20 protein-coding genes are annotated in these 18,174 nt (G+C 64.8%); 11 read left to right on the forward strand and 9 right to left on the reverse strand.

Annotated features, from left to right (window positions below; all coding sequences use genetic code 11):
• The first annotated feature begins 60 nt into the window (after positions 1 to 60).
• From NR193_RS19555 to NR193_RS19565, 3 genes are read left to right on the forward strand one after another with little or no spacing between them, the layout of a single operon-like run.
• Positions 61 to 423: a DUF805 domain-containing protein gene (locus NR193_RS19555; protein ID WP_256752422.1), complete on the forward strand. Its 363-nt coding sequence runs from the start codon at positions 61 to 63 to the stop codon at positions 421 to 423.
• A complete protein-coding gene (locus NR193_RS19560) occupies positions 416 to 793 on the forward strand; it encodes a DUF805 domain-containing protein (RefSeq protein WP_256752423.1) in 378 nt (125 codons plus the stop codon). Before NR193_RS19555 ends, NR193_RS19560 begins: the two co-directional genes overlap by 8 nt.
• Before the next feature lie 21 nt (positions 794 to 814).
• Complete coding sequence (locus NR193_RS19565; RefSeq protein ID WP_256752424.1) at positions 815 to 1,525, forward strand: hypothetical protein; 711 nt, start codon at positions 815 to 817, stop codon at positions 1,523 to 1,525.
• On the opposite strand, the gene NR193_RS19570 is transcribed toward NR193_RS19565, so the two are convergent.
• Positions 1,491 to 2,534: a 2-dehydropantoate 2-reductase gene (locus NR193_RS19570; protein ID WP_256752425.1), complete on the reverse strand. Its 1,044-nt coding sequence runs from the start codon at positions 2,532 to 2,534 to the stop codon at positions 1,491 to 1,493. The two genes, NR193_RS19565 and NR193_RS19570, sit on opposite strands and share 35 nt — an antisense overlap.
• Before the next feature lie 129 nt (positions 2,535 to 2,663).
• On the opposite strand from NR193_RS19570, the gene dapE reads away from it, so the two are divergent.
• From dapE to NR193_RS19590, 4 genes are all read left to right on the forward strand, one after another.
• Positions 2,664 to 3,857, forward strand: coding sequence for a succinyl-diaminopimelate desuccinylase (dapE, locus tag NR193_RS19575; protein WP_256752426.1), 1,194 nt, complete (start codon positions 2,664 to 2,666; stop codon positions 3,855 to 3,857).
• Between the two features lie 5 nt (positions 3,858 to 3,862).
• On the forward strand, positions 3,863 to 4,462 hold the full coding sequence (locus tag NR193_RS19580) for a transporter (protein WP_256752427.1): 600 nt from the start codon (positions 3,863 to 3,865) through the stop codon (positions 4,460 to 4,462).
• Between the two features lie 493 nt (positions 4,463 to 4,955).
• The gene (locus tag NR193_RS19585; protein WP_256752428.1) at positions 4,956 to 6,917 is read left to right on the forward strand and encodes a DUF47 family protein; all 1,962 of its coding nucleotides are present in this window, start codon (positions 4,956 to 4,958) and stop codon (positions 6,915 to 6,917) included.
• A gap of 53 nt (positions 6,918 to 6,970) precedes the next feature.
• The gene (locus tag NR193_RS19590; RefSeq protein ID WP_256752429.1) at positions 6,971 to 8,566 is read left to right on the forward strand and encodes a PEP/pyruvate-binding domain-containing protein; all 1,596 of its coding nucleotides are present in this window, start codon (positions 6,971 to 6,973) and stop codon (positions 8,564 to 8,566) included.
• A gap of 203 nt (positions 8,567 to 8,769) precedes the next feature.
• Here the strand turns inward: NR193_RS19590 and truA are convergent, their stop codons facing one another.
• The 4 genes from truA to def form a co-directional block, all read right to left on the reverse strand.
• Positions 8,770 to 9,531: a tRNA pseudouridine(38-40) synthase TruA gene (truA, locus tag NR193_RS19595; RefSeq protein ID WP_256752430.1), complete on the reverse strand. Its 762-nt coding sequence runs from the start codon at positions 9,529 to 9,531 to the stop codon at positions 8,770 to 8,772.
• A 131-nt stretch (positions 9,532 to 9,662) separates the two neighbouring features.
• A complete protein-coding gene (locus NR193_RS19600; protein WP_256752431.1) occupies positions 9,663 to 10,172 on the reverse strand; it encodes a GNAT family N-acetyltransferase in 510 nt (169 codons plus the stop codon).
• The gene (gene fmt / locus NR193_RS19605; protein ID WP_256752432.1) at positions 10,169 to 11,104 is read right to left on the reverse strand and encodes a methionyl-tRNA formyltransferase; all 936 of its coding nucleotides are present in this window, start codon (positions 11,102 to 11,104) and stop codon (positions 10,169 to 10,171) included. Before fmt ends, NR193_RS19600 begins: the two co-directional genes overlap by 4 nt.
• A 4-nt stretch (positions 11,105 to 11,108) precedes the next feature.
• A complete protein-coding gene (def, locus tag NR193_RS19610; protein WP_256752433.1) occupies positions 11,109 to 11,639 on the reverse strand; it encodes a peptide deformylase in 531 nt (176 codons plus the stop codon).
• Between the two features lie 103 nt (positions 11,640 to 11,742).
• On the opposite strand from def, the gene NR193_RS19615 reads away from it, so the two are divergent.
• Positions 11,743 to 13,011, forward strand: coding sequence for a DNA recombination protein RmuC (locus NR193_RS19615; RefSeq protein ID WP_256752434.1), 1,269 nt, complete (start codon positions 11,743 to 11,745; stop codon positions 13,009 to 13,011).
• A 6-nt stretch (positions 13,012 to 13,017) separates the two neighbouring features.
• On the opposite strand, the gene NR193_RS19620 is transcribed toward NR193_RS19615, so the two are convergent.
• The 3 genes from NR193_RS19620 to NR193_RS19630 all read right to left on the reverse strand — a co-directional run bounded on the left by NR193_RS19620 (position 13,018) and on the right by NR193_RS19630 (position 15,465).
• Positions 13,018 to 13,422, reverse strand: coding sequence for a GFA family protein (locus NR193_RS19620; RefSeq protein ID WP_256752435.1), 405 nt, complete (start codon positions 13,420 to 13,422; stop codon positions 13,018 to 13,020).
• 167 nt (positions 13,423 to 13,589) lie between these two features.
• Positions 13,590 to 14,555: a cation diffusion facilitator family transporter gene (locus tag NR193_RS19625; RefSeq protein WP_256752436.1), complete on the reverse strand. Its 966-nt coding sequence runs from the start codon at positions 14,553 to 14,555 to the stop codon at positions 13,590 to 13,592.
• A gap of 100 nt (positions 14,556 to 14,655) precedes the next feature.
• On the reverse strand, positions 14,656 to 15,465 hold the full coding sequence (locus NR193_RS19630; protein WP_256752437.1) for a transglutaminase family protein: 810 nt from the start codon (positions 15,463 to 15,465) through the stop codon (positions 14,656 to 14,658).
• Positions 15,466 to 15,675: 210 nt separating this feature from the next.
• Here NR193_RS19630 and NR193_RS19635 point away from each other — a divergent pair, with 210 nt between their 5' ends.
• Entirely contained in the window at positions 15,676 to 15,801 is a 126-nt protein-coding gene (locus NR193_RS19635) for a hypothetical protein (protein ID WP_013528464.1), read from the forward strand.
• Positions 15,802 to 15,991: 190 nt separating this feature from the next.
• Positions 15,992 to 16,306 carry a quaternary ammonium compound efflux SMR transporter SugE gene (gene sugE, locus NR193_RS19640; protein ID WP_256752438.1) on the forward strand — a complete coding sequence of 105 codons (315 nt, stop codon included), beginning with the start codon at positions 15,992 to 15,994 and terminating at the stop codon, positions 16,304 to 16,306.
• Between the two features lie 81 nt (positions 16,307 to 16,387).
• Here sugE and NR193_RS19645 read toward each other — a convergent pair whose 3' ends face one another.
• Positions 16,388 to 16,816 (reverse strand): DUF6481 family protein, encoded by a 429-nt coding sequence (locus tag NR193_RS19645; protein ID WP_091575699.1) that lies wholly within the window; start codon positions 16,814 to 16,816, stop codon positions 16,388 to 16,390.
• Positions 16,817 to 17,038: 222 nt separating this feature from the next.
• On the opposite strand from NR193_RS19645, the gene NR193_RS19650 reads away from it, so the two are divergent.
• Positions 17,039 to 18,100 (forward strand): LLM class flavin-dependent oxidoreductase, encoded by a 1,062-nt coding sequence (locus NR193_RS19650; protein ID WP_256752439.1) that lies wholly within the window; start codon positions 17,039 to 17,041, stop codon positions 18,098 to 18,100.
• Positions 18,101 to 18,174 lie beyond the last annotated feature (74 nt).

The following is an 18,174-nucleotide window of genomic DNA, read 5'->3' on the forward strand; positions in this document are numbered from 1 at the left end:
GCGAGTGCACCTTCCGCCGGCGCGACAATCGGTCGCGCTGGTTCAACATGGAGGGGTGACATGGACTGGAAATATCTGCTGACGAGTTTTGACGGCCGCATCAATCGGGCCAAGTTCTGGGCCGGCATCGGCGTATTCATCGTTATCGGCATTGTTGCCTTCATTCTCGACGCGATTCTCGGCACGCGTTTCACCACCGCCAGTGGCGGCCAGGTCGGCATCATCGGCATCCTCGTCGCGCTGGCATCGATCTATTTCGCGATTGCTCTCTATGCCAAACGCTGGCACGACCGGAACAAGTCGGGCTGGTGGACGCTGATCGGCCTCGTACCCGTCATCGGCGGCATCTGGCTGCTGGTCGAACTGGGCATTCTCGAAGGCACCAGGGGTGCCAATCAATACGGACCGGACCCGCTTGCCTGACAGATCAAATCTCACCTGGCTTTTCTTCAAAACCTCGGGCCGCGTCAGCCGCGCGGCCTATTTTCTTGGCGGGTTGCTCGTCGCCATCATCCAGGCATTTCCGCTCTATCGCTTCACGCTGGTGCCGGAAGGCTCGGCGGAGAGCAACATGTGGTCGTTCATCTTCTTCATCGCCTTCATCGCCTCGCTGTGGTCGAACATCGTGCTGGCGGTGAAGCGGCTGCACGACCTCGACAAGCCGGGCATTGCCGCGCTGATCCTGTTCGTGCCGGTCGTCTCCATCGTCGCCTTCCTTGTGTTGTGCCTGTTTCCAGGGCAGCCTGGGCCCAACCGCTATGGCCGGCGCACCAACGAGCCGGCCGAATCGTGAGGCTCGATCGGACATCTCGCCATGCGCTACCGCACGCTTGATCCGAAACTGATCGTCGAAACCGCCGAACGGCTGGAAGAGCGGATCGCCGACCGTTTTCCCGAAGCCGGACTGCGCGGCGTTGCCGCCGAACTGGTGTCGCTGTCGCGCGATCTGGCCAAGGCGGCGAAGGCGCTCGAAGCGCCGATCTGGTGGCTGCGCGGGCTCATCATCGCCGCCGTCGTCGCCGGCGCGCTGATCTTTCTGTTTGTCGGCACCATCCTGCCGCTCATTCACATTTCCCAGACCGACGATGCGGTGCAGTCGGTGCAAGGCATCGAGGCCACGATCAACATGATCATCCTCGCCGTGCTCGGTTTCCTGGCGTTGATCCGCACCGAGGAGCGGATCAAGCGCAAGCAGGTGTTTCGCCAGCTGCACGGTCTCAGATCGCTGATCCACGTCATCGACATGCATCAGCTGACCAAGGATCCGGCGGCGCTGTCGGCCAATTTCAAGCCGACCGAACATTCGCCGGCCCGCATCACCAACGCCGCCGACCTTGCCCGCTACCTCGACTACTGCTCGGAGATGCTGTCGATCACGGGCAAGATCGCCGCGTTGTTCGCGCAATCGGTCAATGACGATGTGGTCATTGACGGCGTCAACGACATCGAGAACCTGGCGTCCAACCTGTCGCGCAAGATCTGGCAGAAGATCACCCTGATCGACGGTCGTCTGGCCGCGCGTTGACCTGTTCCGGCGTCAGGCCGGGTGGTCCTCGTTTTTTCTGCTCGGCCGTGCGCACCAGCGCCGCGACCCGTTTTGTCAGGGGCGCCGATGTGCCCGCCTTTTCAGCCAGCCGCAGGATCGCGCCCTGCAGGTCGTCGATCTCCGTTGGGCGGCCGCGTTGCAGATCGTCCCACATCGACGAGCGCGCCTCGGGGGCGATGGCGAGCATGCGTCGCACCACGAGCCTGAACAGCCAGTCCGGCAGCCGCAGCACCTTCGGCAGCAGTGCTGGCCGCAGGCCGGCGATCCGCGCCGGCGCGATGCCCGACGCGTTCATTGCCTGCAGCGCCTCGTCGATCTGGCCGGCCAGGATCAGGCGCCAGCGACGGTCGGCGAGTTCGCTCGCCAGCGGCAGGCCCGACAACGCGACCAGCGCGTTGTTGAGGTTCATCAGCAGCTTGCCCCACAGCACGGCCTGCATGTCGCCATGGGCTTCGACCGCAAGCCCTTCGACGCCGAGGAGGCCGATCAGGCCGGCGTCGCCGTCCTCGACCATCACCTTGCCGTCGCTGGCGCGATGCACGCGCAGCGGCAACTCGCCGTCCGGCGACTGCACGACATTGAACGGCACCATGCCGGCCAGCACCGTTCGCCCGTCGAGCCCGGCACGCAGCCTGTCGGCATTGTCGACCCCGTTCTGCAGGCTGACCACGACGGCATCAGGATGGGCATGGGCCTTGATGAGGGCGGCCATCTCCGTGGTAGCACCGCTCTTGACCGTGACCAGGATCACATCTGCCTTCGGCAAGGCGACGGCCGGATCGGTGGTGACGACAAGTGCTTCCGGCTTGAGCGAGCGGTCGTGGCCATCGAGGTCGCTGACCCGCAATCCGCCTTGCCGCAATGCCGCCTCGACGCGCGGCCGGGCCAGCAGAATCACCCGGCGTCCAGCGAGCGCCAGGCAGCCGCCGGCATAGCAGCCAATGCTGCCGGCCCCGGCAATGACGATTGTCTTGTCCCCTTCTGCCATCCTGTCGCTCCCCCCGGGGCCCACAACTATACGACATGAAAACCATAATGTCGGCGGTATCGTCGGCCATGGGGCTGGCCCCTATGTCTGGCCGTGACAGGCCTTCCGCTTTCGACTATCGCTTTTGCCATGACGCTGCCGACCGATCCCGCCGAAAACCTCGCCGCCCTTATCCGTTGTGCCTCGGTGACGCCCGCCGAGGGCGGCGCGCTGAGCGCGCTGGAAACCATGCTGAAGCCGCTCGGCTTCCTGGTTGATCGGCCGGTGTTTTCTGAAGGTGGCACGCCCGATATCGAGAACCTCTATGCGCGGCGGTCCGGCAACGGCCCGCATCTGATGTTCGCCGGCCATACCGACGTGGTGCCGGTCGGCGACGAAGCCGCCTGGATGCATCCGCCTTTCGCCGCCGAGATCGCCAATGGCGAGATGTATGGCCGTGGCGCGGTCGACATGAAGGGCGGCATTGCCTGTTTCATCGCCGCCGTGGCGCGCCATGTCGAGACAAATGGCGGTCCGAAAGGGTCGGTCTCGCTGCTGATCACCGGCGACGAGGAAGGCCCGGCCATCAACGGCACGGTCAAGCTGCTCGAATGGGCGGCTTCCAAGGGCGAGAAGTGGGATGCCTCGATCGTCGGCGAGCCGACCAACCCGGATGCGCTTGGCGACATGATCAAGATCGGCCGGCGCGGCTCCATGTCGGGCGACATCACCGTCAATGGCCGCCAGGGCCATGCCGCCTATCCGCAGCTTGCCGATAATCCGGTGCGCGGACTGATGAGCCTTGTCGACGCCTTGCTGCATCCCGTCTTCGACAAGGGAACGAAGGATTTCCAGCCGACCAACCTGGAAGTCACCTCCATCGATGTCGGCAACCCGGCCACCAATGTCATTCCAGCGAAAGCGACCGCCACCTTCAACATTCGCTTCAACGACACCTGGACGGCCGAGACGGTCCAGGCGGAAATCCACAATCGCCTCGACCAGGCGGCTCGTCGCAACAAGTACCGGGCCGGCAAGAAAACGCCCGTCGACTACGACCTCGTCTGGCGCGATCGGCCCAGCCATGTCTTTCTGACCCGCGACGACAGGCTGATCGAGACGCTGAGCGGTTCGGTCAAGGCGGTGGTCGGCAGAAAGCCGGCGCTGTCCACCTCCGGCGGCACCTCGGACGCGCGCTTCATCAAGGACTATTGCCCGGTGGTCGAGTTCGGCCTGGTCGGCAAGACCATGCACATGGTCGACGAACGCGTCGCCATTGCCGATCTCGAAACGCTGACACAAATCTACCAGCGCTTCATCGACGACTGGTTCGGACAGGGCTGAGCAGCATGCTTTCGGCGGACGAGACCCAAGCTTCGCTGACCGGCGCCTGGCGCCTGATGCTCGGCAAGGTCGACGGATTGCGTCTGCTCGACCTGTCGGCCGACGGTTTCTGGAACTCCTTTTTCGCCATCGTCGTTGCCGCACCGGCGCTGATCGTCGGTTGGGTCGGCATTGCCAACGAGATCGGCGATCCCGATGCGTTCGCGGGGCGCTTCGGCATGCTGGTGCGCCTGGCAACGGTCGATATCGGCTCCTGGGTGCTGCCGCTGGTCGCCCTTGCCCTGGTCGCGCGGCGTGCCGGCATCGGCGGCCGCTTCGTCCACTATGTCGTGGCCAGCAACTGGGCCTCGGCCATCACCGCCTGGCTGATGCTGCCCTCGGCGCTGATCAGGCTTTTCCTGACCTCCGCAAGCCAGATCTCGAGCCTTGTGTCGCTGCTGTTGTTCGCACTGTCGATGGCGCTGACCTGGCGCATGACCAATGCCACAATCGGCAAGGGTGCCGCGGTCGGCACCGCCGTTTTCGTCGGCATGTTCATCGCCTCGCTGATGGTGCTGTTCGGGCTGCAGATGCTGCTCGGCATCACCGTTCCGGGTGACGTCTAGGCCTGGGCCACCGCCGCATCAGGTGTCCATGACATTTCTGCGCGATCCAGCCGAGGCAACGCGTCGGGTGCCGAGATCGCGGATATCGACCCGTCCGGGTGAACCCGGCCTGGCATTCGCGTGCCCACCAAAATCTCGTCGGCGCCATTCGGACAGAGCCGCAATCCCGACTTGCCGCAGCCGAAAGGGCTGAGAAGGCTCGTGATTTGAGACGTTTGCCCGACCCTACGGGATGAAGGGCACTGCCGTGCACGGTGCCCATCATGGCGGCTTCCGTATTGCGAGCGCTCACTCCCTGGAAAGTCTTCCATCGAATGCTTTGCGCCAGATCAATGATGAAGTGTGGACTCCAGAGTATATTTATCATGACAAGATTATGACAGTGCTTCGATCTCCGTTAATAAGCCGGCTTCTGATTTCGGTACACTTTGGTAGGCGGACAACGAGGCAGGAACACAACAATGTATCATTGTGTAGGATGGATGGCTGATAGATGGAAAAAGTGGATGTTGTCGCCGCGCTCGGCCAATCGAAACTGCTGCTGCCGGCCCGGATCACCGGCGCGCTTGCGGCCAATGACCGGCTGAAATTCGCACTGACCGCGCTTCAGGCCGCGGCTGCCCATGCCGCGGATGGCGCGGCTCCGCTATCCAACCTGCGTCGCGACTATGCGGCCGCCCATATCAACGCGCCGTGGCTCATGGAGATGCAGGCGACGGCCTGGCTGGAGGGCGGGACGTTGCATCTTGCCGACCTGGCACGACTTGGCAAGCTGCTCGGGGAGGATATCCGCCTGATGGCCCGGCCGCTGGAAGGCAGCGCGGATGCCGACCACAAGGCGCAAATCGCGCGGGTCGATCATTGGTGCGACTGGCTGGACCAGTTGAATGCGGGCGTGCTCGACGACGCCCAAATGCTCGCGCTGACGGGCGGGAAGCGGGGTGAGAGCGATACGTTCCACATTCTGGTGATGGATCTGCACAAGAGCCTGAACCGACTGGCGGTCGATATGTCGGACGATACGGTCGACGGTGCCCATGTCTGGCAGCTCGATGCCGACGACCGCCCTCGCGTCGCTGCCTTCATGCGCGGGCTGAACCGCACGCGCAGGCTCAAATTCGACCATCCCGGCCTCGACACGGCGGCGACGCGCGACGGGGCGCGGTTGCTCATCCAGAACGACATCGGCACCAACGACGTGCATGTGCTGGTGATCCAGATGGAGGGTTTTTCGATCACGCTCACCTATTCGGACCTGCACGAGCGGCGCTTTGCCTTCTTCCAGGGCCTTCTGTCGGAGATTGGAGCGCAATGGTCGGACGTCGGCGCGCGGCGCAGCGCCGGTCTGAACTCGGGCGCCGACTACGTCGTCGGCACGGCGCGCTTCAATTGCGCCGATCTCGCGGCGGCCGACGCGGCCCTTGAGGGGCTGGGCGCGCGCATCGTCTTCCTGATCGATTGGAACCGGGCACGCAAGCGGCTGAACCGGCTTGTCGCCAAGCCACTTTCCATCGCGGTGCTGACAGAGGCAGCCGATCGCGAGGCAGGCCATATGGGCTGGCTCATGGCCGGGGCCGATCAACTGGTCTTCGACGCGATGGAAGCGCTGTCGCCCGACCATTTCCGGATCGGCGACCGGTTGGACAGCGTGCTGGGAGCGGCCGAGGCGCAGGATTTCCTGACCGAGGCGCTCGTGCTTTCCTCCCATGCCATGCAGGTGGACCAGACCGTCGCCCTGATCGCCGACCAGATCCGGCTGCTGCTGTCGCGCCATGTCCGCCGTCACCGGGACGAGTTCGCGCTGCTCGGCGAGCACGCCGCCTTCTGCCACGCCTTGGCCGAAGGCATACGCGATGCGCTGGCCTATGGCCACGAAACGGACGTCAAGGCCGCTCGAAAGCTGTCGGAGCGCGCCAAGATCTGGGAACGCAAGGCCGATCATCTGGTGATGCGCCTGCGCGACCAGGCCGCGGGCAACGCGCGCTGGCTGCCCTTCCTGCAGCTGATCGAATGCGCCGACGATGCGGCGGATGCGCTGGAGGAGGCCGTTTTCATCCTGTCGCTGATCGCCGAGGACAATCACCATGGCTGGAGCGACGAATTGCGCACCGCGCTGCGCCGGCTGGCCGACAAGGTGCTTGAGGCGGCACAGGACCATGTCAAGGCGCTCGCCATCGCGCGCACGCTCAACGAAGCGAGCCTCGCGCAGGACCAGGATGACTTTCTGGCCGCCTGCTGGCGGGTGGTCGATGCCGAAAAGGCGTGCGATGTGCTGACGCGCGAGATCAGGCGCCTGTTCGTGCGCAATGTCTCGGACGCGGCCACGCTCAGCCTCGGCACTGATTTCGCGGCCGCGCTGGAAGCATCGACCGACGCGCTGCTGCACACGGGCTACGCGATGCGCGGCCTCGTCCTCACCCGGGTCGGCGCCGGCAACCAGGGGAGGCGAGCGTGAGCGGCGCATCGACGAGCACTCCGCCAGACGGTTCGGCTGAGCTTGGTCTGATCGTGGCCGGCAAGCCGCTGGAAAAAGCGGCTTCGCCCGAGACAATGGGCTTCAAGGCGTACAACCTTGCACGGATGGCGGCGCTCGGGCTGAACGTGCCGCCGGCCTTCGTGCTGGGCACCGGCTTCTGCGCCCATCCAGAGACGGCAACACCCGCACTCTGGCACGATGCACTCGTCCGGCTCGAGGCCGCGACCGGCCTTGGCTTTGGCGATCCGCGCCGACCGCTTCTGTTGTCGGTCCGCTCCGGAGCGCCGGTATCGATGCCGGGAATGATGGAGACGCTGCTCAATATCGGCCTGACCGAGGCGACGCTGCCGGGACTGATCCGGTCGACCGGCAATCCGCGGCTGGCGTGGGACGCCTATCGCCGCCTGATCGCCGGTTACGGCGAGGTGGTGGCGGGTGTCAACGCGGCCGACTTCGAGGCCGATCTCGACGCCGTGCGGCTGGGCGAGGAAGAGCGTATGCTCGACTTCGCCGCGCTGCGCGATCTCGCGCAACGGCACCTCGAGACCTATCGGCGGTCGGCGGGCGAAGCCTTCCCACAGGACGCGGTCGTGCAGCTGCAAGCGGCGATCGCGGCAGTGTTCCGGTCCTGGTCGAGCCCCAAGGCCGTCGCCTACCGCGAGATGCGCGGATTGAGCCATGGCATGGGCACGGCGGTGACGGTCCAGCGCATGGTGTTCGGCAATGCCGGCGGGTTGTCCGGGGCCGGTGTCGGCTTCACTCGAAACCCCAGCGACGGCAATCCCGCCCCCTGGGTCGATTTCCTGTTCAATGCGCAGGGCGAGGATGTGGTCAGCGGCCGGCGCAGCGCGCAGGGTCACGACCGGTTGGCGGCGATCGCGCCGCGCGTCTGGGAGGAACTGGTCGAGGCGGCGACGGCGCTCGAGCGGCATTTTGGCGACATGCAGGATTTCGAGTTCACGATCGAGGACGGAAAGCTCTTCCTGCTTCAAACCCGCGAAGGCAAGCGTACGCCGCAGGCTGCCGCCCGGATCGCCCTCGACATGGCGGAGGAAGGGTTGATCGACCGGGAAACCGCCTGCCTTCGCACCGCCGGCCTCGACGCCGCGGCGCTGACGACGCGCATCATCGTGGCCGAGGACGGCGCGGCGCCGACGGTGCTCGGCCATGCCGCGACCGCCTCTAGCGGAGTTGTCAGCGGCGTGGTTGCCCTCAACGATGCACAGGTCGCGGCGCTTGAGACGGAAGGCAAACCGGCGATCCTCGCACGGCAGAACGCCGAGACCGGTGACATTGCACTGCTCGAGCGCGTGCAGGGCCTGCTCACCCGGCACGGCGCGCGTACGTCCCATGCGGCCGTGGTGGCGCGGCAGCTTGGCAAGGTCTGCCTCGTCGGCTGCGAGGCAATGCGTATCGACGAATCGAGTGACCGGATCGGTTTCGGTGACACATGGCTCGATCCCGGAGGGGTGATCACCCTTGACGGCAACAGCGGCACGATTTTCGCGGGCGCATCGCGCACCGCCGAGCAGGTGCCGGCGGAATTGCTGCAGCGGCTCGACCGACTGCACGCGACAAGGGATGAAAGAAAGTCTGGCCCTGCATCAACCGGTCTGTGTCTCGCCTGATTTGGTCGATCGTGACATTCTCGCCCTTGGCAGGCATCGGACGGATTGCCGGGCCAAACGTATCAGCAGTCGCGCCGGCCTGCGATTGGGACCTCGGAGGCCTATGGTGTTGGCACAGGAAGTGGAACGCAAGCTCGCGTTGACGCCCGAGGCGGCCGACGGCTGATCGGGTAGGACGTGATCCTCACCGATACCGCCGTCGCTCAGCTTTGGTCGGTCTCCGGATAGTCGACGCCGACGAGAAACAGCCCATCGGGCGGCGCCACCTGGCCGCAGGCGGCGCGGTCGCGCGCCTCGAGCGCGGCTTTCAGGTCGGCAACGGTCCATCCACCTTCGCCGACGCGCTTGAGCGAGCCGACCATCGAGCGCACCTGGTTGTGCAGGAAGGAGCGCGCCGAAGCCTTCACCTCGATCAGGTCACCGCGCCGGCTCACGTCAAGCTGCTCCAGCGTCCTGATCGGGCTGTTGGCCTGGCATTGTGTCGAGCGGAAGGTGGTGAAGTCATGCCGCCCAAGCAGGACTTTTGCCGCCTCGTGCATGGCATCGGCGTCGAGCCGCTTCGGCACCCACCACATCTTGCCCTTGTCGAGCGCCGCCGGCGCGCGGCGGTTGACGATGCGATAGATGTAGTGGCGGCCCGTCGCCGAGAAGCGCGCGTCGAACCCGTCCGCAACCGCCGCCGCTTTGAGGACGGCGATACGGTCGCCGGCCATCTGCAGATGCGCGTTGACGGCGTCGCGCACCTTGTCGTTTGGCCATGCCTTGACGAGATCGACATGCGCCACCTGGCCGGTGGCGTGAACGCCGGCATCGGTGCGGCCGGCACCGCGCAGGGAAACCTGCTCGCCGCAGAATTTCTCGATCGCCAGTTCGATCGCCTGCTGCACCGAAGGCTGGTTGGCCTGGCGCTGCCAGCCAGCGTAGAGGCTGCCGTCATATTCGATGTCGAGGCGAAAACGCGGCATGCTAGGGCATGATGCCGAAAAGTGTGAAGCGGTTTTCGGACGACATCATGCTCTTTCTCGTTGGGTTAGAGGCGGATTCAGATTTCAGGTCGATTCGACCTGAAATCATCCGGCTCCAGGGCCGTTGCCGTTTACGCGGCGAGTGCCGAGCCGAAGGCCGAGGCGTAGACCAGCCTGCCGGCTTCCGGCGCCTCGCCCCAAGCCAGCGCCTGCAGCGCCTCGCCCTGGTACTCGCTCTCGAAGTTTTCGGCGCGTGCGTGGCTGTAGCCGAAACGGCTGTAATAGGCCGGATCGCCCAGCACCACGGCCAGCGTCTCGCCGGCATCCCTGAGGCGGATATGCGCCTCGCGGATCAGCGCGCCGCCGATGCCGCTGCCATGGAACGAAGGCTCCACCGCCAACGGTGCCAGCGCCACGGCCGCAAAGCTTTTGCCGCCATTGCGGACGAACAGCCGGGAAAACAGGATGTGGCCGACAACCTGGCCGTCCTCTTCCGCCACCAGTTCGGCAACGGCGTCGCCACCGGTCACCAGCGCGTCGACCAGCCCGGCCTCCGCCTGCTGGCCGAAAGCGTGTTCCTCGACGAGGCGGATGGCCTCGCGATCCCGCGGCGTCGCCGCGCGTATCGACATCATGCTCATGAGAATTTCATTCCTTTTTCGATCTTGGCCCCGCGCAGGAATTCCGACGCGGCAGCGGGCCTTCCGCCCGCCCGTTGAACTTCGACCAGCCTGATCGCGCCTGCCCCGCAGGCGACCGTCAGCCGGTCATCGAGAATTCCTCCCGACTCGCCCGCGCCTTGCGTAAGCACCGAGCGAAGCAGTTTCAGCCGCTCCGGGCGGCCGCCAATTTCAATCTCGGACCACGCACCGGGGAAGGGCGACAGGCCACGAATGTGATTGTGGACCTCGGTCGCCGAGCGATTCCAGTCCACGCGAGTCTCCGATTTATCGATTTTCTTGGCGTAGGTCACCCCTTCCACCGCTTGGGGGGCAAATATCAGGGTGTTCCTTTCCAGCCGCGCCAGTGCTTCCACCATGAGTGCGGCACCAACGCCCATCAACCGGTCATGCAGGTCGCCGGCCGTCATATCGGGTTCGATGGCACATTTTTCAACCATTCCCACCGGCCCGGTGTCGAGCCCTTCTTCCATGCGCATCACCATCATGCCGGTTTCGCGGTCGCCGGCCATGATGGCGCGCTGGATGGGTGCGGCCCCGCGCCAGCGCGGCAACAGCGATGCATGGCCGTTGATGCAGCCGAGCCGCGGCGCCTCAAGAACCGCCTTCGGCAGCAGCAAACCGTAGGCGACGACCACGGCGACATCGGCCCGCAGGGCGCGGAGAGCGGCCTGCTCGGCCTCACCCTTGAGCGACACCGGCGTACGGACCTCGACGCCAAGCCGCTCCGCCTCGCGCTGCACCGGTGACGGCGTCAGCTCCAGCCCGCGCCGTCCGGCGGCGCGCGGCGGTTGCGTATAGACGGCCGATATCTCATGTCCGGCCTCGCCGATCGCGCGCAGCGTCGGGACCGAAAACTCCGGCGTGCCCATGAAGATGACGCGAAGGGGCATTCCCCTATCCCACCAGCTTGCCCGGCGCCTTGTCCCTGGCGAGCTTCTTGAATTTCTTCACCACCATGTCGCGCTTCAGCTTCGAGATGTGGTCGATGAACAGCACGCCGTTGAGGTGGTCGATCTCGTGCTGCAGGCAGGTCGCCATCAGCCCCTCGGCTTCGATCTCCTGCAGTTTGCCGTCGCGGTCGAGATACCTGACCCGCACCGCCGCCGGACGTTCGACCTCGGCGTAGTAGTCCGGGATCGACAGGCAGCCTTCCTCGTAGACGGAGCGCGCGTCGGCGCTCTCCAGGATTTCCGGGTTGATGACGACGTGCGGCGCCGGTGTTTCGTCTTCCTTGGCGAGATCGATCACCAGCATGCGCAGCGGTTCGCCGATCTGGATCGCCGCCAGCCCGATGCCGGGCGCGTCATACATGGTCTCCAGCATGTCGTCGGCTAATTTGCGCAAGGGCGCGTCGACGCGCTCCACCAGCTTGGAAACCTGGCGCAGGATGGGGTCGGGAAGGATGATGAGCGGCTTGATAGGCATGGCGTTCCACGTAAGACGTCCAGCGAAAAGCGTCAACCGGGGCGCCTGGTTCGCGTTCACGTTTTGATCTGTGCCGACATGCCGAATCATCTATGCTGTCCACATGAATGACCTGACATCAATCCTTTCGGAGCCCGTCGCCCGGCTTGGCGCCACCACGATCACGCTCGGCCATGCGCTGGCTTTCGCCGTATTGCTGTTTCTTGGCCTGTTCGTGGCGCTCGTCATCGCGCTGTGGCGGTCGGCCAAGGCGCGCGCCGTGGCAGCCGCGGAAGCAGCCGACCATGCCCGCGACGCCGAGGCGCGGATGGCCGGCATATTGCAGAGCCAGGCCGAGATGCAGGGCCGCATGGGCGCCATCGCCGAGGTGTTCGGGGCACGGCAGGCGGAACTGACGCAGTCGATCGGCCAGCGTCTCGATGCCATGACCGGCCGCCTCGGCCAGACCATGACCGAGCAGACCAAATCCACGCATGAGAGCCTGGCCAAATTGCAGGAGCGGCTGGCGATCATCGATGTCGCGCAAGGCAACATCCAGTCGCTCGCCGGTCAGGTCGTGCAGTTGCAGGCGATCCTCTCCAACAAGCAGACGCGCGGCGCCTTCGGCCAGTCGCGCATGGAGGCGATCGTTGCCGACGGCCTGCCGCATGGCGCTTACGAATTCCAGGCGACCCTGTCCAACGGCAGCCGGCCCGATTGCCTGGTCAAGATGCCGAACGGCGCGCCGTCGCTTGCCATCGATGCCAAATTCCCGCTGGAGGCCTGGAATGCCATCCGCGCCGCCGATGGCGTCGAACTGCAGAAGGCCGCCTCGCAGGCCTTCCGCCGCGACATCGAGATCCATGTCCGCGACATATCGGAAAAATACCTGATCCAGGGCGAGACGCAGGACACCGCCTTCATGTTCGTGCCGTCGGAATCGGTGTTTGCCGAGATCCACGAGAATTTCGAGGCGATCGTCCACAAGGCACACCGCGCTCGCATCGTCATCGTTTCGCCGTCACTGCTGATGCTGTCGATCCAGGTCATCCAGGCGATCCTCAAGGACGCCCGCATGCGCGAACAGGCGCACCTGATCCAGGGCGAAGTCATCCGGCTGATGGAGGATGTCGCGCGTGTCGACGAGCGGGTGCGCAAATTGCAGGTCCATTTCGGCCAGTCGGCCAAGGACATCGACGATATCCTCGTCTCGACGTCGAAGGTGACCAAGCGCGGCCAGAAGATCGAGGCGCTGGAGTTCGGCGTGCAGCCTGCGGAAGACGGCACGGGCGCGGCTTCGTCGGCACCCCTCGCGAAAGCCGAAGGCGGCGCTCGCGTCGCCGATTCGAAGACCGGACAGCTCAGGCTGAGGGTTGTCGAAGGCGACGACTGAGCGGCGCTACTGCTCCTCCACGATGGTCATGCCTTGAAATTCCGGCAGCCAATGCAGCGCCGAGCGGTGCCATTTCTGCTGTGTAGGGATCAAATCCTCGCGTTGCCGCGCGGTTCCCACTCGAATTCCATAGACCTTTGGACCATCTCCGACCGACGTGGCGTAAAGGTGCGAACCGCAGTCGGCGCAAAAGGCCTGGGCGCGCTTGGCGCCGCTCGCCCCGGTCTTGGTATAGATTTTCGGCGTACCCTTGGTGATCCGGTAATGATTCTCGGGCGCCGGAACCGTCACGCGAAAGGCCGTGCCGGTGAGTTGCTGGCAATCCGTGCAGTGGCAGATCGAGGTCTTTTCCGGGTCGACCTCCGCCTCGTAAGCAATAGCGCCGCAATGGCATCCGCCGTCGATCTTCATCGCCGCTCCTCCAAAATCCACCCTATGGATCATAGCGGGCCAAGGCTGCGAGGCAACGGCACCGCGCTAGAGCATGATCCCGAAAAGTGGAATCCGGTTTTCGGGAAAGATCATGCTCAAACCAAGAGATAGAGCCCCATCCCGATTCCATCGGGATGGAACAGGCTCTAGTCCAGAGCCGGATCGGCTGCGGATGTGATCAGTTTGCGCCGTTGTTCCCAGGTGCCCGTGGTCTGCGGCTTGACGAACAGCCGCATGATCTCCGGCATCTCTGTCTTCAGCCGTTTCTCGAGGCGCTCGACACAGGCTTCGATCTCCGGCGCCGTCAGATGATCCTCGAATTCGATGCTCAGGCCAGCGACGATTTCCTCCGGGCCGATATGGACGCTCAATATGCCGTTCGCCCGCTGCACCGCCGGATCTTGCTGAGCGATGGCCAAAACCCTCCTCTGCACTTCTGGCGAGGCCGGCTCGCCGAGCAGCAGTCCCTTGCTTTCACGCGCCAGGAAGATCGCCGTCGCGCCAAGGATCAGGGCAATGCCGATCGAGGCGGCGCCGTCGAGCCGCGGCATCTCGAGGAGCTCCGCCGCCAGGATGCCGGCAAAGGCGACGATCAGGCCGAGCAGGGCGGCGCTATCCTCGAACAGCACCGTGTAGACGCTTGGATCCTTGCTCGCTTGCACGGCCTGCAGCCAGCCCTGTTTGCCCTTCTGCTGGCGGAACGCCTTCAGCGCCACCAGCCAGGAGCTGCCTTCGAACAGGAAGGACAGGCCGAGAACGATATAGTTCACCTTGGCGTTGGCGACCGGTTCGGGCGCCATGATATGAATGACGCCTTCGTAGAAAGACACGCCGGCGCCGAGCGCGAAGACGAGAAGGGCGACGATGAAACTCCAGAAGTAGAGTTCGCGGCCATGGCCGAGCGGATGCTTCGGGTCGGCAGGGCGGGCGGCACGGTGCATGCCGTAGAGCAGCAGCCCGCCATTGCCGGTGTCGACCAGCGAGTGCACGCCTTCCGACAGCATCGCCGAACTGCCGGTGAAGAAGGCGGCGGCGAACTTGGTCAGCGCGATGGCGAGATTGCCGGCAAGCGCCGCGTAGATGACCCTTTTCGATCCGCCATGACCGGCCATCGTGTGTTGTCCTGTTGGAGCTCCGAGCTTAGCGGAGCCCCTGTCGAAGCTCCACAGCCATCAACAACGCACGAACCGGCCAGTCGTTCAGGGTAGTTGCCTACTCGACGATCTCGTCGGTCCACACCTTGAAGCCGGCGAGCGTGCCCGGCCCGAAGATATGGGTCAGCGGCACGTCGGCGGCGTCACGGCCGGAGGCGATGAGGACGCGGCCGATGCGCGGCGAATTGTTGCGCGGGTCGAAGACATGCCAGCGGCCACCGAGATAGACCTCCATCCAGGCGGCGAAATCCATGCTCGACCAGGGCTTTGGCATACCGATGTCGCTGATGTAGCCGGTGCAGTAGCGCGTCGGGATGTTGAGCGCCCGGCAGAAGGTAACGGCAAGGTGGGCGAAGTCGCGGCACACACCGCTCTGCTCGCGATAGGCCTCCGCCGCGGTGCGCGTCGGCCGCGCATTGCCGTAACTGAAGACGATATGATTGTGGACGAAGTCGCAGACCGCCTGCACGCGCGGGATGCCGAGTTGCGTGTGGCCAAACAACCGCCACGCCTCGCTCGCCAGCAGGTCGCTCTCGCAAAAACGGCTGGGCAGCAGGAACAGCAGCGTGTCCGACGGCAGGTCGCGCACCTCGTGCTGCCAGGCCATCAGGTCGCCCATCTCGAAGGTGCCGGGGTCGCGGATCACGGCGTCGGTGCCGAAAGTGAAGCGTCCGGGCGGGGCGACGAACCGGTTGCACCAGTTGCCGAAGCTGTCGCGATAGCTTTCGATCGGCACTGGTGGGTTGGAGGTCAGGAAATCCGGCCGCTCGAGATCGGATGCGCGGGAATAGTGGACATTCAGCATCGCGATGAGCGGCGTTTCCTGCGGAAAGTCGAAGCTCATCTCGCAGCCGATGTGGATTCGCATTGTTGTCCTGACCAGCCTGCCCTGTCAGTCGCCCGGGCGAAAACCCAAGCTGATGCTGCAGTGCGACAAACAGCATGGCATGGTCCGAACCGCTTTACGAGGGGAAAACCGGTTGACAGCGGAGGGCCGGCGCAAACGAGCGGCAGCAGCCCCTTGCAGTCGGGCGGTTCTCTTGTTTCACTTCGCTTCCCACAATCGGAGGAACGAATCATGGCTAAAGGTGCGATGAAGGCAGGCAAGGAAGCCCGCAAGCCGAAGAAGGACGCCAAGAAGCCCGCCCCGGCTCCGGCCCTGAAGGCGCCGCCGGTCAAGGCGATGAAGCTCAAGGACAAGTAAGTCCGGCCAATCCGCTTTGGACAGGATGACGGCCGGCAACATTGTCATGTCGCCGGCCGTTGTTGATCGGGCACGCGAAATTCCCATATTGGCGTGGCGGGGACGACCTCGCGCTCCCCCGAAATCAGGCCGGGACGCCCCGCCATTCCTTGATCGAGCATCGGTCCGATGCTCGGATGGAGCGTTGCCGATGTCGTGGATCTTGCTGTTTTTTGCCGGCCTGTTCGAGATCGGCTGGGCAATCGGCCTCAAATACACCGACGGTTTCTCGAAGCTGGTCCCGACTGTCCTGACGGTGGCTTCGATGATCGTCAGCCTCACCCTGCTCGGCCTGGCGCTCAAGGTGCTGCCCGTCGGTACCGCCTATGCGGTATGGACCGGCATCGGCACTGTCGGTACCGCACTGCTCGGCATCTGGCTGCTCGGTGAGCCGGCCACCGCGATCAGGCTGGCCTGCATCGCGCTCATCGTCTGCGGCATCATGGGGTTGAAGTTCGCGGCGTGAGCCCCTTCAAGGCAAACGCTTTCAGGGCCGCTGCAAGGCGACCCTGATCCCAAGTCAATTCGGCGCTTGGCCGTGAAGGCGCTAGCGGGCGGAGAAGCCCGGAGGCGTTCTGCCGGTGCGCTGCTTGCGCGCCGCGTAACGCGCGTCGCGCTTGGCCTTGCGTTCGGCTTCGTCGGCCAGCAAACGGGCGATGCGCTCGTTTTCTTCGGCTTCCCGAATCTTGGCCTCCGCCTGTGCCGCTTCTTCGGCCGCGATACGTGCCGCTTCAGCCGCTGCCTCGCGCTCGGCCTTCTCGACCGCCTCGCGTGCCAGCTTTTCCTGCTTCAGCCTTGCCTTCTCGGCCTCGCGTATCTGGCGCGCCTCGAGGATTGCCTTGCGTTCGGCCTGTCGTGCCTGCACCGCAGGGTCATCTGCCGCCGGCTTTGACTTGAAGCGCTCCAGAAGCGCCTTCTTTGCCTCGTTCGCGGCATTGCGCCGCTCGAAAATATCTTTTTCCCTGTAGATAGCCAAGTCCACTTCCCTGAAGTCAATTCGCGAGGCTTACATACGCGCGAATGCCAAGAGTTCAAGCGCCAAATCGGTATGCCAGCCATGAAATTCTGGGTTGTTGCAGCCGGGAGACGGCTTTTTGGCCCAACCGGGACATGCACTGTTCACCGTCCGCCCCTCTGGCGACGAAGGGGGCCGATCGCTACCTCTACTCCGAAAAGCCCAACATCAGGATGACATGACATGGAACTCGGTCTCTATACCTTCGCCGACGTCAGCCCACAGCCGGGCCCCGGCGCCATCGGCCCGCATGAGCGGCTGCGAAATCTGATCGAGGAGGTCGAACTGGCCGATCAGGTCGGCCTCGACGTCTTCGGTCTCGGCGAGCATCACCGGCCCGATTATGCCGCCTCGGCGCCGGTGGTGGCGCTGGCCGCGGCCGCCGAGCGCTCGAAGCGCATCAAGCTGACCAGCGCGGTCACCGTCTTGTCCTCCGATGATCCGGTTCGCGTCTTCCAGCAGTTTGCCACGCTCGACCTTCTGTCGAGCGGCCGCGCCGAGATCATGGCCGGGCGCGGCTCGTTCATCGAATCCTTCCCGCTGTTCGGCTACAATCTGGAGGACTATGACGAGCTGTTCGCCGAGAAGCTCGACCTGTTGCTCGCCATCCGCGATCAGGTGAAGGTCACCTGGTCCGGCAATCTGCGTACGCCGATCAACGACCGCGGCGTCTATCCCCGGCCGTTCCAGGACAGGCTGCCGGTCTGGATCGCCATTGGCGGCACGCCGCAGTCGGCGGCGAGGGCCGGCGCGCTCGGGCTGCCGCTGGCGCTCGCCATCATTGGCGGCGAGCCGGCGCGCTTCGCGCCGCTGTTCGACCTTTACCGTGAGGCCGCCAGGCGTGCCGGCAGTGATCCGGCGGGCCTCGCCACCAGCATCAACGTGCACGGGTTCATCGCCGAAACCACGGAGCAGGCGGCCGATGATTTCTATGGCCCCCAGGCGGAGGTGATGAACCGCATCGGCCGCGAGCGCGGCTGGGGCCCGACGTCGCGGGCGCATTTCGACCAGTCGCGCAGTCCCACCGGCGCACTGTTCGTCGGCAATCCAGAGCAGGTGGCCGAGAAGATCGTCGCCCAGCACAAGATTTTCGGCAACGATCGCTTCCTGCTGCAGATGGCGATCGGCGTCATGCCGCACGCCAAGATCATGAAGGCGATCGAACTCTACGGCACCAGGGTGGCGCCGATCGTGCGCAAGGAAACGGCGAAATCCGCGCCGGCCGTGACAGCGCCTGCCGTATAAACCGACGGCAGGACCCTCATCGCGGGGCAATGCCGGCTAACGGAACCTTGATGCCGCGTCGGCGTTTTCCGTCG

It is taken from the genome of Mesorhizobium sp. Mes31 (genome assembly GCF_024519675.1).
In the GTDB taxonomy this organism is placed as follows: Bacteria; Pseudomonadota; Alphaproteobacteria; order Rhizobiales; family Rhizobiaceae; genus Mesorhizobium.

Coding starts and splice junctions, on each gene's coding strand:
- dapE (WP_256752426.1), top strand. CDS start 2,664: ATGACGCTGCCGACCGATCCCGCCGAAAACCTCGCCGCCCTTATCCGT.
- NR193_RS19630 (WP_256752437.1), bottom strand. CDS start 15,465: ATGCGAATCCACATCGGCTGCGAGATGAGCTTCGACTTTCCGCAGGAA.
- def (WP_256752433.1), bottom strand. CDS start 11,639: ATGCCTATCAAGCCGCTCATCATCCTTCCCGACCCCATCCTGCGCCAG.
- NR193_RS19635 (WP_013528464.1), top strand. CDS start 15,676: ATGGCTAAAGGTGCGATGAAGGCAGGCAAGGAAGCCCGCAAGCCGAAG.
- NR193_RS19580 (WP_256752427.1), top strand. CDS start 3,863: ATGCTTTCGGCGGACGAGACCCAAGCTTCGCTGACCGGCGCCTGGCGC.
- NR193_RS19650 (WP_256752439.1), top strand. CDS start 17,039: ATGGAACTCGGTCTCTATACCTTCGCCGACGTCAGCCCACAGCCGGGC.
- truA (WP_256752430.1), bottom strand. CDS start 9,531: ATGCCGCGTTTTCGCCTCGACATCGAATATGACGGCAGCCTCTACGCT.
- fmt (WP_256752432.1), bottom strand. CDS start 11,104: ATGCCCCTTCGCGTCATCTTCATGGGCACGCCGGAGTTTTCGGTCCCG.
- NR193_RS19620 (WP_256752435.1), bottom strand. CDS start 13,422: ATGAAGATCGACGGCGGATGCCATTGCGGCGCTATTGCTTACGAGGCG.
- NR193_RS19615 (WP_256752434.1), top strand. CDS start 11,743: ATGAATGACCTGACATCAATCCTTTCGGAGCCCGTCGCCCGGCTTGGC.
- NR193_RS19570 (WP_256752425.1), bottom strand. CDS start 2,534: ATGGCAGAAGGGGACAAGACAATCGTCATTGCCGGGGCCGGCAGCATT.
- NR193_RS19585 (WP_256752428.1), top strand. CDS start 4,956: ATGGAAAAAGTGGATGTTGTCGCCGCGCTCGGCCAATCGAAACTGCTG.
- NR193_RS19625 (WP_256752436.1), bottom strand. CDS start 14,555: ATGGCCGGTCATGGCGGATCGAAAAGGGTCATCTACGCGGCGCTTGCC.
- NR193_RS19565 (WP_256752424.1), top strand. CDS start 815: ATGCGCTACCGCACGCTTGATCCGAAACTGATCGTCGAAACCGCCGAA.
- NR193_RS19555 (WP_256752422.1), top strand. CDS start 61: ATGGACTGGAAATATCTGCTGACGAGTTTTGACGGCCGCATCAATCGG.
- sugE (WP_256752438.1), top strand. CDS start 15,992: ATGTCGTGGATCTTGCTGTTTTTTGCCGGCCTGTTCGAGATCGGCTGG.
- NR193_RS19600 (WP_256752431.1), bottom strand. CDS start 10,172: ATGAGCATGATGTCGATACGCGCGGCGACGCCGCGGGATCGCGAGGCC.